General features: G+C 71.3%; 14 protein-coding genes and 2 riboswitches. Of the genes, 8 read left to right on the forward strand and 6 right to left on the reverse strand.

From position 1 onward, the window contains the following. Nucleotides 1-99 precede the first annotated feature (99 nt). From ACFVHV_RS23815 to ACFVHV_RS23830, 4 genes are all read right to left on the reverse strand, one after another. A complete protein-coding gene (locus ACFVHV_RS23815; RefSeq protein WP_380353222.1) occupies nucleotides 100-1,761 on the reverse strand; it encodes a cytochrome bc complex cytochrome b subunit in 1,662 nt (553 codons plus the stop codon). Continuing rightward, nucleotides 1,758-2,810 carry a Rieske 2Fe-2S domain-containing protein gene (locus ACFVHV_RS23820; RefSeq protein ID WP_359897056.1) on the reverse strand — a complete coding sequence of 351 codons (1,053 nt, stop codon included), beginning with the start codon at nucleotides 2,808-2,810 and terminating at the stop codon, nucleotides 1,758-1,760. Before ACFVHV_RS23820 ends, ACFVHV_RS23815 begins: the two co-directional genes overlap by 4 nt. An 8-nt stretch (nucleotides 2,811-2,818) precedes the next feature. Further along, on the reverse strand, nucleotides 2,819-3,628 hold the full coding sequence (locus tag ACFVHV_RS23825) for a c-type cytochrome (protein WP_359897057.1): 810 nt from the start codon (nucleotides 3,626-3,628) through the stop codon (nucleotides 2,819-2,821). A 187-nt stretch (nucleotides 3,629-3,815) separates the two neighbouring features. Beyond that, entirely contained in the window at nucleotides 3,816-4,436 is a 621-nt protein-coding gene (locus ACFVHV_RS23830) for a heme-copper oxidase subunit III (RefSeq protein ID WP_049651835.1), read from the reverse strand. 396 nt (nucleotides 4,437-4,832) lie between these two features. Here ACFVHV_RS23830 and ACFVHV_RS23835 point away from each other — a divergent pair, with 396 nt between their 5' ends. The 3 genes from ACFVHV_RS23835 (at nucleotide 4,833) to ACFVHV_RS23845 (ending at nucleotide 8,118) form a co-directional block, all read left to right on the forward strand. Further along, nucleotides 4,833-5,258 carry a hypothetical protein gene (locus ACFVHV_RS23835; protein ID WP_359897059.1) on the forward strand — a complete coding sequence of 142 codons (426 nt, stop codon included), beginning with the start codon at nucleotides 4,833-4,835 and terminating at the stop codon, nucleotides 5,256-5,258. A 119-nt stretch (nucleotides 5,259-5,377) separates the two neighbouring features. Further along, complete coding sequence (gene trpD, locus ACFVHV_RS23840) at nucleotides 5,378-6,454, forward strand: anthranilate phosphoribosyltransferase (RefSeq protein WP_359897061.1); 1,077 nt, start codon at nucleotides 5,378-5,380, stop codon at nucleotides 6,452-6,454. Nucleotides 6,455-6,562: 108 nt separating this feature from the next. After that, nucleotides 6,563-6,681, forward strand: a riboswitch (SAM riboswitch). Nucleotides 6,682-6,732: 51 nt separating this feature from the next. Continuing rightward, nucleotides 6,733-8,118: an aminotransferase class V-fold PLP-dependent enzyme gene (locus ACFVHV_RS23845; RefSeq protein ID WP_359897063.1), complete on the forward strand. Its 1,386-nt coding sequence runs from the start codon at nucleotides 6,733-6,735 to the stop codon at nucleotides 8,116-8,118. Nucleotides 8,119-8,121: 3 nt separating this feature from the next. Here the strand turns inward: ACFVHV_RS23845 and ACFVHV_RS23850 are convergent, their stop codons facing one another. Both ACFVHV_RS23850 and ACFVHV_RS23855 read right to left on the reverse strand, forming a co-directional pair. Next, nucleotides 8,122-8,403, reverse strand: coding sequence for an Lrp/AsnC family transcriptional regulator (locus ACFVHV_RS23850; RefSeq protein ID WP_049651832.1), 282 nt, complete (start codon nucleotides 8,401-8,403; stop codon nucleotides 8,122-8,124). Continuing rightward, nucleotides 8,400-9,227, reverse strand: coding sequence for a rhomboid family intramembrane serine protease (locus ACFVHV_RS23855; protein WP_359897065.1), 828 nt, complete (start codon nucleotides 9,225-9,227; stop codon nucleotides 8,400-8,402). Before ACFVHV_RS23855 ends, ACFVHV_RS23850 begins: the two co-directional genes overlap by 4 nt. Nucleotides 9,228-9,429: 202 nt before the next feature. Between ACFVHV_RS23855 and ACFVHV_RS23860 the strand changes: the two genes are divergently transcribed. From ACFVHV_RS23860 to ACFVHV_RS23880, 5 genes are all read left to right on the forward strand, one after another. Next, a complete protein-coding gene (locus ACFVHV_RS23860; protein WP_359897066.1) occupies nucleotides 9,430-9,693 on the forward strand; it encodes a hypothetical protein in 264 nt (87 codons plus the stop codon). 104 nt (nucleotides 9,694-9,797) lie between these two features. Beyond that, nucleotides 9,798-11,264 (forward strand): NYN domain-containing protein, encoded by a 1,467-nt coding sequence (locus tag ACFVHV_RS23865; RefSeq protein ID WP_380353228.1) that lies wholly within the window; start codon nucleotides 9,798-9,800, stop codon nucleotides 11,262-11,264. A 198-nt stretch (nucleotides 11,265-11,462) separates the two neighbouring features. Further along, nucleotides 11,463-12,500: an NlpC/P60 family protein gene (locus ACFVHV_RS23870; RefSeq protein ID WP_359897070.1), complete on the forward strand. Its 1,038-nt coding sequence runs from the start codon at nucleotides 11,463-11,465 to the stop codon at nucleotides 12,498-12,500. A gap of 338 nt (nucleotides 12,501-12,838) precedes the next feature. Next, nucleotides 12,839-12,992, forward strand: a riboswitch (cyclic di-AMP (ydaO/yuaA leader). A 10-nt stretch (nucleotides 12,993-13,002) separates the two neighbouring features. Next, complete coding sequence (locus ACFVHV_RS23875; RefSeq protein ID WP_380353231.1) at nucleotides 13,003-14,139, forward strand: NlpC/P60 family protein; 1,137 nt, start codon at nucleotides 13,003-13,005, stop codon at nucleotides 14,137-14,139. A gap of 239 nt (nucleotides 14,140-14,378) precedes the next feature. Continuing rightward, nucleotides 14,379-15,425, forward strand: a complete 1,047-nt coding sequence (locus ACFVHV_RS23880; RefSeq protein WP_380353233.1) for an NlpC/P60 family protein — start codon at nucleotides 14,379-14,381, stop codon at nucleotides 15,423-15,425. The last annotated feature ends 48 nt before the right edge of the window (nucleotides 15,426-15,473 follow it).

Consider the following 15,473-nt stretch of genomic DNA (forward strand, 5'->3'; position numbering starts at 1 on the left):
GGCGGGTACGGGACTGGCAGACCTGGGAAAGCCCGAGGGCCGCCGACCAGAAGAACTCTGGTCAGCGGCCCTCGGGGTGGCGCTGTGGCGCTTACGGGATCAGTGGTGGCCGTGGCCGCTGGTGATCTCGTGGTGCTCCTCGGCGGTCGGCTTGGGGATCTGGCTGCCCTCGCCGTAGAAGCCGCGGGAGAGCTTGGCCCGGGTGCGGGTGAGGACGCCGGCCTTGCGGGCCACGCCGTTCTCGTCCGTCTGGGCCGGCAGCTCGACCGGCTGGTTCTGGTCGTGCACGGTGAGCTTGAACAGGTCTTTCTGCGGCAGCTGGGCGTGCACCTCGATGAACTCGCCGTGCGGCAGGCGCTTGATGACGCCCGTCTCGCGGCCGTGCAGCACCTTCTCCTTGTCACGGCGCTGGAGGCCGAGGCACCAGCGCTTGGTGATGATGAAGACGACGACCGGGACGACGAAGAAGCCGACGCGGACGAAGTAGGTGATCGAGTTGATCGACAGGTGCAGGTGGGTGGCGAACAGGTCGTTGCCACCACCCATCAGCAGCACCAGGTAGAGGCTGATCCAGGCGGCACCCAGGGCGGTGCGGACCGGAGCGTTGCGCGGGCGGTCCAGGATGTGGTGCTCGCGCTTGTCGCCGGTGATCCAGCTCTCGATGAACGGGTAGACCGCGATCGAGACCAGGACCAGCGGGAAGATCGCCAGCGGGATCATGACACCCAGGTTGAGGGTGTGGCCGCCCCAGACGCTGATCTCCCAGCCCGGCATGACACGGATCAGGCCCTCGGAGAAGCCCATGTACCAGTCGGGCTGGGCGTCCGTGGAGACCTGGTCCGGACGGTACGGGCCGTACGCCCAGATCGGGTTGATCGTGGCGATCGCCGAGACGACGGCGATGAGGCCGAACACCAGGAAGAAGAAGCCACCGGCCTTGGCCATGTAGACCGGCATCAGCGGCATGCCGACGACGTTCTTCTCGGTCTTGCCCGGGCCCGCCCACTGGGTGTGCTTGTGGTAGAAGACCAGGATCAGGTGCGCCACCAGCAGGCCGAGCATGATGCCCGGGATCAGCAGCACGTGGATCGTGAAGAAGCGCGGCACGATGTCGTGGCCGGGGAACTCGCCCCCGAACAGGAACATCTGGACGTAGGTGCCGATCAGCGGGACGGCGAGGATCGCGCCTTCCATGAAGCGGATACCGGTGCCCGACAGCAGGTCGTCCGGCAGGGAGTAGCCGAAGAAGCCGTCGAACATGCCCAGGACCAGCAGCAGGAAGCCGAAGACCCAGTTGATCTCACGCGGCTTGCGGAACGCGCCGGTGAAGAACACGCGCATCATGTGCACGAGCATCGCGGCCACGAAGACCAGGGCGGCCCAGTGGTGGATCTGACGGATCAGCAGACCGCCGCGGACCTCGAAGCTGATGTCCACCGTGGAGGCGTAGGCCTCCGACATCGGGATGCCCTTGAGCGGCACGTACGAGCCGTCGTAGACGACCTCGGCCATCGAGGGCTTGAAGAACAGCGTCAGGTAGACGCCGGTCAGGATGATGATGACGAACGTGTAGAGGCAGATCTCGCCCAGCATGAAGGACCAGTGGTCCGGGAAGATCTTCCGCAGGTTGGCCTTGGCGAGGGAGTAGATCCCCAGCCGGCCGTCCGTCCAGTCAGCCGCGGCTTCCCACTTGTTGGCGGGCTTCTCACGCGTGCTGGAGGGCTTGGCGGCACCGGTCGTGGTGCTGCTCGCGCTACTCATCGAGCACGCTCCCAGTAGCTCGGGCCGACGGGCTCATCGAAGTCGCCGGTGGCGACCAGGTTGCCCTTCTCGTCAGTGATGATCTTCAGCTGCGGCAGCGGGTGACCGGCCGGGCCGAAGATGACGCGGGCGCCGTCCGCCAGGTCGAAGGTCGACTGGTGGCAGGGGCAGAGCGCGTGGTGGGTCTGCTGCTCGTACAGGCTGATCGGGCAGCCGACGTGGGTGCAGATCTTGGAGTAGGCGAGGATGCCCTCGAATCCGAGCTCCTTGGACTTCTCGTCCTTGATGTCCTCGGGCGCGATGCGGACCAGCATCAGGGCGTCCTTGGCGATCCGCTGCTGGAAGTCCTCGCTGTGCGTGGACAGGCCCTCCGGCATGGCGAAGGTGAGCGAGCCGATGACGATGTCCTCGGGCTTCATCGGCTGCAGCGTGTTCATGTTGATCAGCGGCAGCGGCTTGGCCTCGGTCGCCTCCTTCCAACCGGTCTCCTTGAGCTTCTTCTCGGGAAGCGGGCCAAGGTCACGGAGCAGGACCACGCCGGAGAGCGGGACCAGCGCCATGGAGCCGATCAGGGTGTTGCGGATCATCTTGCGGCGGCCGAAGCCGGACTCGGCGGCGCCGGTCTTGAACTGCTCGATGACGTCCGCGCGGACCTCGTCGGAAGCCTCGATCGGGTGACGCTCGGCCGGCAGCTCGACGTCCGACATCAGGGTGCGGGCCCAGTGGACCGCGCCCGCGCCGATCATGAACAGCGCGATGCCCAGGGTCAGGCCGAGCGCGAAGTTCAGCGCGCTGACGTGACCGAGCGGGAAGATGTAGACGATCTTGTCCGGGTCGATGGCCACGTACGAGGCGATGAAGCCCACGGTGGCGAGCATCGAGATCACGAACATCAGCGAGACCTGGCGCTCGGCGCGCTGGGCGGCCCGCTCGTCGATGTCGGTGCGCCGGGGCTCGTGGGCCGGCAGGCCCGGGTCGGCGAACGGGCTGCCGTGGTCGGCCACCTCGCCGGCGGAGCCGTGCGGCTCCGGGAGCTTCTCTTCTGACATGTCGTGGCTCATGACTTCTTGGCCTTGGTGGTGTGGGCGGCGACCCAGATCGCGACCGCGATGAGCGTGCCGAGGCCGAAGATCCAGCCGAACAGACCCTCGGTCACCGGACCGAGGCTGCCCAGGGTGAGACCGCCGGGGTTGGGCTCATCGTTGGTGGTGTGGCGGACGAAGGCCACGATCTGCTTCTTCTGCTCCTCGGGCATGGTGGTGTCCGGGAACGACGGCATGTTCTGCGGGCCGGTCTGCATGGCCTCGTAGATGTGCTTGGCGTCCACGCCCTCGAGCGACGGGGCGTACTTGCCCTTGGTCAGGGCACCACCCTGGCCGGCGAAGTTGTGGCACTGGGCGCAGTTGGTGCGGAACAGCTCGCCACCCTTGGAGATGTCCTCGGGGTTGGTCGAGGTGAACTGCTCCTCCGTCGGGGTCACCGGGCCGGGACCGAGCGAGGCGACGTAGGCGGCGAGCTGGTCGATCTCGGCCTGCGAGTAGATGTTCTTCTTGCGCGGGACCTGGGCGCCGGGCTGCTGGGCGGGCATGCGGCCGGTGCCGACCTGGAAGTCGACAGCGGCGGAGCCGACGCCGACCAGGCTCGGACCGTCACTGCTGCCCTGGCCGTTCATGCCGTGGCAGGAGGAGCAACCGACGGCGAAGAGCTTCTTGCCCTCATCGATCGCGAGCGACTGCGCGGCGACGTCGGCCTGCGCCTTGTCGGCGGGCGCGAACGCGGCGTACAGCCCCCCGGTTGCCGCCAGGGCGAGAAGTAGGACGACCAGCGCCGCCAATGGGTGGCGCCGTCGTGCGGAGAGCTTTTTCACGGAATAACCCCGGTGTCAGGATCTGGTCGACTGGTGGGTGCACCCGGCGGCCGGTCTGGCCGGCACGAGGCTGCCTGTCTAGGGCTGCGCGCGCGGTCGGTCGGTGGGAGCGTCGGCACCGGCAGAAGCGGCCCGTCGCCGGTGAGGGCGGGGGCCGCAGCCGGTGGCCAGCGACCTGATCAGCTGGTTACTTGATCAGGTAGATGGTCGCGAACAGGCCGATCCACACGACGTCGACGAAGTGCCAGTAGTACGACACGACGATCGCCGCGGTGGCCTGCTCGTGCGTGAAGCGCTTGGCTGCGTACGTCCGTCCCAGGACCAGCAGGAAGGCGATCAGACCACCCGTCACGTGCAGCCCGTGGAAGCCGGTGGTCAGGTAGAACACCGTGCCGTACGGGTCGGAGGACAGCGACAGGCCGTCCTTCTTGACCAGCTCGGTGTACTCGAAGACCTGGCCGCCGATGAAGACCGCGCCCATGGCGAACGTGAGGATGAACCACGCCCGGAGCTTCTTCACGTCACCGCGCTCGGCAGCGAACACGCCGAGCTGGCAGGTGAGCGAGGAGAGCACCAGGATCGTGGTGTTGACCGAGGAGAAGGGCACGTTGAGGGCGTGGGCCTTCTCGGTCCAGAACTCCGGCCCCTTGACGGAGCGGAGCGTGAAGTACATCGCGAAGAGGGCCGCGAAGAACATCAACTCGGAACTGAGCCAGACGATCGTTCCGACGCTGACCATGTTCGGCCGGTTGACCGATCCGTGCGCGTGCCCGGTTTCTACTGCTGTTGCTGTCGCCACGACGGACATTATGTCGGTCCCTTATTCCGTCTTCACGTCGGGGGGTGTCCCTCGGAGTGTCCGGTGCGTGCGGTATGCCCCCTTGGGGGGTGCCGGGGTGCCCGGACGGGGGTTGAGCAGCGGCGTGTCCCTTTTCTGATGGTTCCTCGGAGGGGCCTGCGACCCCGTTGCCCGGCGCGTCGCTGCACGGTCGGAGCAGCCGTGGGAGGTAGGGGGACGGGCCCGGGGTCGGCCGTACGGGTGGACTGGACGGGATCGGGTGACGGGCCGTCCTCCGGGCGGGTGAGCCCGGGGCGCGGCGGCTCGGGACGGATCGTGCGCGAGGGGGACTCGGCGGAGGGTGATCGGGAGTAGCATCCGGATCAGGCGAACGTGGTCCGGATCACACTTGAGGGAGCAGGGTCCATGGCGTACACGACCGATGAGACGCTCACCGTCCTCGTCTACAGCGACGACCGCAACACCCGCGAGCAGGTGCTGACGGCGCTCGGCCGTCGGCCCGCCGAGGATCTTCCGGAACTGTCCTACCTGGAGTGCGCGACCACCCCCGCGGTGCTCAAGGCACTGGAGAAGGGGGGCGTGGACCTCTGCGTGCTGGACGGCGAGGCCGTTCCGGCCGGGGGGCTGGGGCTCGGGCGCCAGCTCAAGGACGAGATCTACGGCTGCCCGCCGGTGCTGGTGCTGATCGGCCGGCCGCAGGACTCCTGGCTCGCCGCCTGGAGCCGGGCGGACGCCGCCATCTCCCGCCCGGTGGAGCCGGTGGCGCTGGCCGGGGCGGTCGCCACCCTGCTGCGGGCGCGGCTGGCGAAGCGGACTCCGGTCGTCCGCTGAATTCCCCCCCGGCAACTGGAAAAGAGAGGGGTAGAAGCGGCCCCTTCGCTCGATAGGCTGGCTCCATCCGTACGGACGTCCCCCCGGAGCGGGGAACCGACAAACAGCTGGAGTCAGCCATGGTGAACGTGAACCCTGCGAACGGCGGTAGCGACCCCGCGCAGGTGATCCGCACCTGGCCGGACCTCCTGGCCGCGCTGTTGCAGGGGGAGGACCTCGACCGCGCGTCCACCGCGTGGGCGATGGACCGGATCATGAGCGGCGAGGCGTCCCCCGTGCAGGTGGCCGGGTTCATGATCGCTCTGCGGGCCAAGGGCGAGTCGGTCGAGGAGATCGCCGGCCTGGTCGACGCGATGTACGAGCACGCCGAGCCGCTGGAGATCCCCGGACCGGCGGTGGACATCGTCGGCACCGGCGGGGACCGGGCGAAGACCGTCAACATCTCCACCATGTCGGCGATCGTCGCGGCGGCCGCCGGCGCCAAGGTGGTCAAGCACGGCAACCGGTCGGCCTCCTCCGCCAGCGGCTCCTCGGACGTGCTGGAGAAGCTCGGGGTGGCGCTGGACCTCTCCGCGCAGCGGGTCGCCGAGGTGGCCGAGGAGGTTGGTCTCACCTTCTGCTTCGCGGCCAAGTTCCACCCCTCGATGCGGCACGCCGCCACCGCGCGGCGCGACCTCGGGGTGCCGACCTCCTTCAACATCCTCGGCCCGCTCACCAACCCGGCCAGGGTCACCGCGCACGCCATCGGCTGCTTCGACACCCGGCTGGCCGGGCTGATCGCCGGGGTGCTGGCCGAACGGGGCGCGACGGCGCTGGTCTTCCGCGGCGACGACGGGCTGGACGAGCTGACCATCACCACCACCTCGCAGGTCTGGCTGGTGCGCGACGGGGTGGTCACCGAGACCACCTTCGACCCGCGGGACGTCGGCATCGAGCTGGTCGGCATCGAGGCGCTGCGCGGGGCGGACGCCTCGTACAACGCCGAGGTCGCACGGCGGCTGCTGGCGGGGGAGCACGGGCCGGTGCGGGACGCCGTCCTGCTGAACACGGCGGCGGCGCTGGTCGCGCTGGACCTCGGCGAGGCGCCGCTCGCCGAGCAGCTGGCGGCCGGCATGGAGCGGGCCGCGGAGGCGATCGACTCCGGTGCCGCGCAGGACCTGCTGCGACGCTGGTCGGAGGCCACCAGCCGGATCTGAGGCGGTAGTTGGGGAGCCCGTGCCGGAACGCCGGCACGGGCTCCCGCGCTGTCCGGATGCTGGATGCCCGTTTGACCACCCGATGGACGCGGCCTAGAGTCTTGGCCAGGTCATGAGTGACAGTGCGAAGCCCCAGCTGGCTGTCCGGCAACCCTCCGTCCGTGGCGGGGTGCCCTGGGTGAGGACCGGGTCGTCACGGCAAGCCGTCCGTGCGACAAGCGCGGACGCCCGACGACTAGCACTCCCGGGGTCCCTCACCCCTGAAGGAGTGCATCCTCATGTCCCCTCTCGCCACCACCGAGACCTGCGCCCCGCTCGCCGTCCTCGGCGCCGACGTCCAGGTCCCGCTCGCCAACGGTGAGAAGGTCGGCTACGCGGCGCTGGACTACGCGGCCAGCTCCCCGGCGCTCCAGCGGGTGTGGGACGACGTCGCCGCCTACGCGCCGTACTACGGCAGCGTCCACCGCGGGGCCGGGTACCTCTCCCAGCTGTCCACCGACCTGTTCGAGCAGAGCCGCCGCACCGTCGGCGAGTTCCTCGACCTGCGCGAGGGCGACCAGGTGGTCTTCACCCGGGCCACCACCGACTCGCTCAACCTGCTGGCCGCGGCCCTTCCGGCCGGCACCCGGGTGTTCGCCTTCGAGACCGAGCACCACGCCTCGCTGCTGCCCTGGGCGCACGCCGGACTGGGCGTCACCTACCTGCGGGCGCCGCGCTCCCGGGCCGAGGCGGTGGCCGCCCTGGACGCCGCCCTCGCCGGGGCGCCCGAGGGCCCCAAGCTGCTCTGCGTCACCGGCGCCTCCAACGTGACCGGCGAACTGTGGCCGGTCGCCGAGCTGACCCGGACCGCGCACCGGCACGGCGCCCGGGTGGTGCTGGACGCCGCCCAGCTGGCGCCGCACCACCGGGTCTCGGTCCGCGAGCTGGACGTCGACTGGATCGCCTTCTCCGGCCACAAGATCTACGCGCCGTTCGGCGCCGGGGTGCTGGCCGGCCGGGCGGACTGGCTGGACGCGGCCGAGCCGTACCTGGCCGGCGGCGGGGCGACCCGGACGGTGGCCCGGGAGAGCGACGGCTCGGTGGCCGTGCAGTGGCACACCGGCCCGGCCCGGCACGAGGCCGGCTCGCCGAACGTCATCGGCGCCTACGCGATCGCCTCGGCCTGCCGGGCCCTGACCGAGGCCGGCTTCGATGCGCTGGAGGCCCGCGAGCAGCAGCTGATCGCCCGGCTGACGGCCGGGCTGGAGCGGATCCCGCAGGTCAAGGTGCTGAACCTGTTCGGCTCCGACTCCGCCCGGGTCGGCGTGCTGTCCTTCGTCGTCCGGGGCTGGAACAGCTCGCACTTCTCGGCCGCGCTGTCCGCCGAGTACGGCATCGGGGTGCGCGACGGCCTGTTCTGTGCCCACCCGCTGGTGCGCACGCTGCTCGGGGACGAGGACGTCGCCCCGTCCGAGTGTGGCGCGCCGGAGCCCTCGCTGCCGGGCGAGCGCAGCCTGAACGCGATCCGGGTGAGCTTCGGCGCCGGGACGCCGGACGAGCACGTCGACCGCTTCCTGACCGCCGTCCGGGAGCTGGTCACGGACGGGGCGGCCTGGAACTACCGCAACGAGGGCGGGCGCTGCGTCGCGACCGTGCAGATCGACCGGGGGCGGCGCGAGGGCTGAGCGCTACTCGTCCAGGCCGAGGGCGAAGGCGGCTTCCAGGTCGTGCTGGGAGTAGGTGCGGAAGGCGATCTGGGTCTCGGTGTGGGCCACGCCCGGGACCTTGTTGAGCCGGCCCGGGATGACCTCGGCCAGGTCGTCGTGCCGGCGCACCCGCACCATCGCCACCAGGTTGTAGCCCCCGGTCACCGAGTAGACCTCGCTGACGCCGTCGATGGCGGCGATGGATTCGGCGATCTCCGGGATGCGGTCGACACTGGTCTTGATCAGGACGATGGCGGTGATCACAGTTCGGGCTCCTTTGTGGGGTGCCGCCAGCGTATCGGGCGTCGGCCGGGTCGTCGCGGGGGGTGGCGAACCACGGTGCAGGCGTAGAGGAACCCGGCCGAGAAGCCGATCACGTGGACCAGGTACGCCACCCCGGGCCCGGCCGAGTGCACCGACCACCACTGCAGGGCGAACCAGAGGCCGAGCACCAGCCAGGCGGGGAACCGCAGCGGCAGGAAGAGCAGCAGCGGGACGAGGGTGGTGACCCGGGCCCGGGGGTGGAGGCGCAGATAGGCGCCGAGCGCGGCGGCGATCGCCCCGGAGGCCCCGATGAGCACCCGGGTGGAGTTCGGCGAGTGCGCCTCGGCGAGCGCGAAGCCGTACGTGGTCAGGCTGCCGGCGGCCAGGTAGAAGACGGCGTACCGGGCCCGGCCCAGCCGCCGTTCGACGGTGGGGCCGAAGACCTGGAGGAAGAGCAGGTTCCCCAGCAGGTGGAGCCAGCCGGCGTGCAGGAAGAGCCCGGTGAGGACGGACAGGGCCGGGTGCTTGCCCGGGGTCGGGGCGGCCGGGCAGCCGGGGACCGGGTCGGGGGCCTCGGCCAGCTGCGCGGCGGTCAGCGGCCGCCCGGCCAGCACCTCGGCCGGGACGGCGCCCCAGCGCTGCTCGTACCGCTGCTCCGCGCAGACCCGGGCCAGGCCGGTGCCGTACAGCGGGTTGAGCCCGGCGGCCGGGCCGAGCAGGAAGACCAGGGTGTTGAGTGCGATCAGGGCGTAGCTGACCGCCGGGACGGTCGCGGCCGGGCGGCCGCCCCGGGCGGCGGTGTCGTCGGGGACCGCGAGCGCCATGCGGCCAAGCATCCCTCCGGGCGCCGCAGGTGACACGGCGGTTTACGGCAGGTGGACCAGTGCGGGTGTTCGGGCGACCGGTGGCCGCGATGGTTGCCCCAGGCAATAGGCTTGGGGCGGGCATTCCCGCCTCCCGCCGCCGATGCCGGGGCTCCGGGGGGAGCGCCTGGCCCACGAAGGGACCACCCGAGAGGACCCCCCGATGACCGTCCCCGCCCTGACCGCCGAGACGCGCTGGCGCTGCACCCTGTGCGGCAACCTCACCCGCTTCGACGTGACCCGCACCGCGCGGGTGACCGAGTTCCTGCACTTCGACCTGGCCGGCGAGTCCAAGGTCGAGGAGACCGAGGTGCTGAGCGAGACCATCGAGTCGGTGCGCTGCCGCTGGTGCAACGCGGTGGACCAGGTCGAGCTGGTGGCCCGCCCGGGTGCCGAGGGGGCGCAGGCCCCCACCGAGCAGGGCTGATCCCCGCCGCCGCGGCGGGTGGGTGCGCGGCGCACCCACCCGCGCCGCACGGGACAATGCAGAACAAGACGCACGGAGCGTGACGACAGGGGGAGGTCGCGGCCGTGCCCCGCTGGACCAGGATCGGAGCCGAGGACGTGGTGGACGCAGCGAAGGAGCCCGGCGAAGCCCAGGGGCTTCAGCCCGCTGCGGCCGAGGCCCGGGCCGGGGCGGCGGCCGGGGCGGCGAACGACTCCTCCGAGCCCGCGGCGGAGCACGCTGTCGAGAAGCTCGACCGGCCGCTGCCCGAGGGCGTGCGCCGGCGCGTGGTCGGGCTGGCCTCGGACGCGCTCGGCGGGCTTCCGGCGGGCGAGCTCCCGCAGAGCCTGCGTCAGTACGTGAAGTTCACCCCGGCGCGGCGGGCCAAGTACGCGGCCACCGCGCTGGCGGCGGCCCTGGAGGCGGAGCCCGCCTTCCGGGTGCGGATAGCGGAGCGGCTGCGCCTCGGGCAGCCGGACCTGGTGAAGGCGCTGGAGTCGGGCACCGTCCCGAGCGCCGCCGATCCGATGGACGTCGCGGCCGCCGCCTACCTGGTGCGTTCGGCGGGCTGGAGCCGGCTGGTGGCCGAGGCCGGCGAGGAGGCCGAGCGGGCCGGTGCCGAGGACGCGGCCGCGGAGTCGGCCCGGCTGGTCGAGAAGCTGCACGCCGAGCTGGCCGAGGTGCGGGCCTCCGCGCGGGCGGACGTGGACCGGCAGCGGGCCGAGTCGGACGGCGTCCGCAAGGAGGCCGAGTCGCTGCGCAAGAAGGTGCGGTCGCTGGAGAGCGACACCCGCCGGGCGCAGGCCGAGACCCGCCGGGTGGCCGGCGAGCTGGAAGCGCTGAAGGCGCAGTCCGCGGCCGAGCGCGGTGCGGCCGAGACCGAGGCGCGCAGGCTCAGGCACCGGGTCTCGGAGCTGGAGAACGCGGTCGAGCAGGGCCGCCGGTCGGCCCGTGAGGGGCGCAGCGTCGAGGACATGCGGCTGCGGCTGCTGCTGGACACCGTGCTGCAGTCGGCCCAGGGGCTCCAGCGGGAGCTGGCGCTGCCGGTCTCCCAGATCCGCCCGGCGGACCTGGTGGAGGCGGTGGTGCCGGGGGCGGCCTCGCCCCACGACGTGGCCCGGCGCGGGCTGGCCGAGGACGATCCGGCGCTGCTGGACCAGCTGCTGGCGATCCCCCAGGTGCACCTGGTGGTGGACGGCTACAACGTGACCAAGACCGGTTATCCGACGCTGCCGCTGGAGCAGCAGCGGATCCGGCTGCTGGGCGGGCTGGCGATGCTGGCGCAGCGCACCCAGGCGGAGGTCACCTGCGTGTTCGACGGGCAGGACCTGGACGTCCCGGTGATCATGGCGCCGCCGCGCGGGGTCCGGGTGCGGTTCAGCCGGACCGGGGAGACGGCCGACGAGCTGATCCGCCGTCTGGTGCGGGCCGAGCCGCAGGGCCGTCCGGTGGTGGTGGTGTCCACCGACCGGGAGGTCGCGGACGGCGTGCGGAAGGCGGGCGCGCGCCCCGTGGCCTCGGTGCTGCTGCTGAACCGGCTGGCGCGCCCCTGACCCCGAGCGGCCGTGCGATGCCTGGTCAGGAGTGGTTCCGGGATGGTGTGCGGGTCCCGTGTCGTCAGTGTGCGGACCGGAGTTCACACCTTCGGGGGAGTGGCAAAACGGATAGATCTTCACTAGGGTCTGGCGTCAAACCTATTTTCCGGAATCTCATCCCATCAGGTGAGTCCGTTGGAAGAAGGAGCAGGACCCTTGGCCTCCCACCGCCGTCCCAAGCAGCCGAGCCGCGCGCGGATCTCCGTGCTCACCGCTGCTGCTGCGACCGCGGTCGCCCTCTCCGCCCAGGTGGCCGCGCACGCCGCGCCGCAGCCGAACAAAACGGACGTCAAGGCGCAGATCGACCAGCTCCAGGAGGAGCAGGAGCAGGCGGCGGAGAAGTACAACGGCGCCAAGGAGCGGGCCGACCAGCTGCGCAAGCAGGCCGACCAGCTGCAGGACCAGGTGGCCCGCAGCCAGGAGCAGATGACCCAGCTCCAGGGCGGCCTCGCCGAGGTGGCGGGCGAGCAGTACCGCACCGGCGGCATCGACCCGTCCGTCCAGCTGATGCTCACCTCCGACCCGTCCGGCTACCTGGAGAAGGCCTCCACCGTCCAGCAGGCCAGCAGCAGCCAGGCCGAGGCGCTCAAGGGGCTGCTGGACCAGCAGCGCCGGCTGGACCAGGAGAAGGTCGAGGCCTCCGCCGTGCTCGCCTCGCTGGACACCACCACCAAGGACCTGAACCAGGCCAAGGCGGACGTCAACACCAAGCTGAAGGCCGCCCAGGACCTGCTGAACTCGCTGAGCGCCACCGACCGCGCCGCGCTGAAGGCCCAGCAGGCACAGGACGACCGCGCCTCGCGCGGCAGCGACCGGGTCGACCTCAGCAGCCTGCCGCCGGCCAGCGGCTACGCGGCCGTGGCGATGGCCAAGGCGATGAGCAAGCAGGGCTCGCCGTACGTGTGGGGCGCCACCGGCTCGACCACCTTCGACTGCTCGGGCCTGATGGTCTGGGCGTACGGGCAGGCGGGCGTCTCGCTGCCGCGCACCTCGCAGGAGCAGGGCCACTACGGCACCCGGGTGCCCTCGCTGGACCAGGCCCAGCCGGGCGACCTGGTGGTCTACGGCAACGACATGCACCACGTCGGGATGTACATCGGCAACGGCATGGTGGTCCACGCGCCGCACACCGGTGACGTGGTGAAGGTGATGAAGGCCGACGCGATGTCGATCAACACCATCCGCCGGGTCTGACGGCCCGACACGCCCGCGGGGCCCTTCCGGGGGCTGTGAAAAGCGCCACCCCTCGTTCGGGGGTGGCGTTCGGCTTTCCGTCCCTTCGCGACCACATGCTGAGAACTGATCAGCCATCTGTGTGCCAGTGGTCACCATCGGTCATTTTCACAGAAGAACTTGGGAAATCTTTGGTCTTTTTTCTGACAAGGATTTGAACCGATCACGGTTCAGTTACTAGGGTCGTGCCCTGAACCACCGCACTGTCGATCGCCCAGCCAGGGTGGCGGCGGTGGTTACCGTCGAGTTCGTGAGGCAGCGGGGCAGGTCGAAGCGACTGCCCGACAGGGGAGCCCAGTGTTTTGGGGGCGCTGCGGAGCGGAGCCGGGGAACCACGTTCCTCCGGGGTGAATCGACGCCAGGTCGGCCGATGGAACGGCCGTGAGGCGTCGTAGGGCATGCTTCCGGCCCGAACCCGTCAGCTCACCCGGTAGGCGGACGTAGGAAGAAGGAGTCCGCCTTCGTGGCGTCCCATCGTCGTCCCAAGCCCGCAGGCCGCGCCCGGGTCTCGATCCTGACCGGTGTCGCCGCGGCAGCCGTCGTCCTCTCCGCGCAAGGCGCCCACGCCGACCCGCAGCCGACCAAGGAACAGGTCAAGGGGCAGGTCGACCAGCTCAACGAGCAGGCCGAGATCGCGACCGAGAACTACAACGCGGCCCAGGCCAAGCAGCAGGAGCTGGAGAAGCAGGTCTCCGGCATGCAGGACCAGGTGGCCCGTCAGCAGGCCCAGGTCACCGAGCTCCAGGGCGGCCTGGCCGAGATCGCCGGCGAGCAGTACCGCAACGGGGGCATATCCCCGACCGTCCAGCTGATGTTCTCCTCCAGCCCGGACACCTTCCTCAGCCAGGCCGACGCGCTGAACCAGGCCGGCAGCACCCAGAAGGGTCAGCTGAAGGAGCTCCAGGAGCAGCAGCGCAAGCTCGACCAGGACCGCAACGAGGCCCAGGGCAAGCTCGCCGAGCTGGAGTCGACCACCCAGCAGCTGAAGGCCTCCAAGGAGGAGGTCCAGGGCAAGCTGAAGGCGGCCCAGGACCTGCTCAACACGCTGACCGAGCAGGAGCGCCAGGCGCTGCGCCAGGCCGAGGAGAAGGCCGCGGCCGACGCCAAGGCCAAGGCCGACGCCGCCCAGGCCCAGCAGCAGCAGGCCGACCGCGCCTCCCGCGACAACAGCCGCGGCGACCTCGCGACCGGCTCGACCGCCTCGGCCGGCTCGACCGCCTCCTCCCCGGTGAAGGTGGCCCCGGGCAGCTCGCGCGGTGCCGCCGCGCTCTCGGCCGCCGCCTCCAAGATCGGCAGCCCGTACGTCTGGGGCGCCACCGGCCCGGGCTCCTTCGACTGCTCCGGTCTGATGGTCTGGGCGTTCAACCAGGCGGGCGTGTCGCTGCCGCGCACCTCGCAGGCGCAGGCCTCGGCCGGCACCCGGATCGGCTCGGACATCTCCCAGGCCCAGCCCGGCGACCTGCTGATCTTCTACACCGACGCCCACCACGTCGGCATCTACGCGGGCAACGGCCAGGTGCTGCACGCGCCCAAGCCGGGCGCGTCGGTGCGCTACGAGGCCGTCACCAACATGCCGCTGGCCTCCATCGTGCGGGTCTGATCACCGCTCGGACGCTTCCAGGCCCGGCCTCCCCCAGGGGAGGCCGGGCCTGCGGTTTTTCCTGCGGCTTTTCCCGAGGGCCGATCAAATGTCCGACAACAGCCTGAATATTCGGGTTGGCAGGGGTTTGGACTCGCTTGCCCTGACTCGCTAACGTCTGCCACCGGACTCCCGCTCGACGGCCGCCCGTCCCGGTGCGGCGGCGGGAGCCGCGCCGCAGGATTGGAGCCGCTGCCGCCATGCCCGTGCACCGCCGTTCCCAACTGCTCGCCCGGGCGCTGGTGCTGACCGCGGCCGCCGCCACCGCCCTGGGTGTGGCTGCCGGAGGCAGCGCCCAGGCCGCCCCCGGCAGCCCCGACCCGGGCGACCGCCAGGACGTCAAGACGCAGGTGGAACAGCTGTACGACGAGGCCGAGCAGGCGTCCGAGAAGGCCAACGCGGCGCAGGAGGCCCAGCGGCGGCTCCAGGGCGAGACCACGATCCTCCAGGGCGAGATCGCCGTGGCCCAGGACCAGCTCAACGGGCTGCGGGGCGACCTCGCGACGGTGGCCGGGGCCGAGTACCGCGGCGGCGGGATGACCCAGACCGCCCAGCTCATCCTCTCGCCCGACCCGGAGGGCTACCTGTCCCGCGCCCGCGCCCTGGGCCAGGCCGCCGCGCGCCAGCAGGAGACCCTGCACGAGCTGGTCGCCCGGCAGCGCCGGCTCGACCAGCGCCGGACCGAGGCGGCCGGCAAGCTCGACGAGCTGGACCGGACCCGCCGCTCGCTCGCCGACAGCAAGCAGCAGATCCAGCAGCGGCTGGCCAGGGCGCAGAAGCTGCTGAACGGTCTGGGCGCCGCCGAGCGGGCCCGGCTGACGGTCCAGGACGCCCGGGACGCCGAGCAGCGCGCCACCCGGGGCACCGACCGGCTGGACCTCGGCACCGCCCCGCCCGCCTCCGAGCGCGGGGCCGCCGCGCTGGCCGCCGCGGTGCGGATGATCGGCTCCCCGTACGTCTACGGGGCCACCGGCCCGAACGCGTTCGACTGCTCCGGTCTGATGTACTACAGCTGGCGGCAGGCCGGAGTGACCCTGCCGCGCACCTCGCAGGCCCAGGCGTACGCCGGGCAGCGGGTCAGCCTGTCCGAAGCGCGACCGGGAGACCTGGTGATCTTTTACCGGGACATGCACCACGTCGGCATGTACGCCGGCGGCGGCGTGATCGTGCACGCCCCCCGCCCGGGCGCCAAGGTCCGCTACGAGAGCGTCACCGCCATGCCGGTCTCCGGGGTGGTCCGGCTCTGAACGCCCCGCCGTCCGGCCCCGCCGACCCCACTGGCCCCGCCGGTATAT

The sequence above is a fragment of the Kitasatospora sp. NPDC127116 genome, assembly GCF_042677365.1.
Lineage (GTDB): Bacteria > Actinomycetota > Actinomycetes > Streptomycetales > Streptomycetaceae > Kitasatospora > Kitasatospora lactacystinica.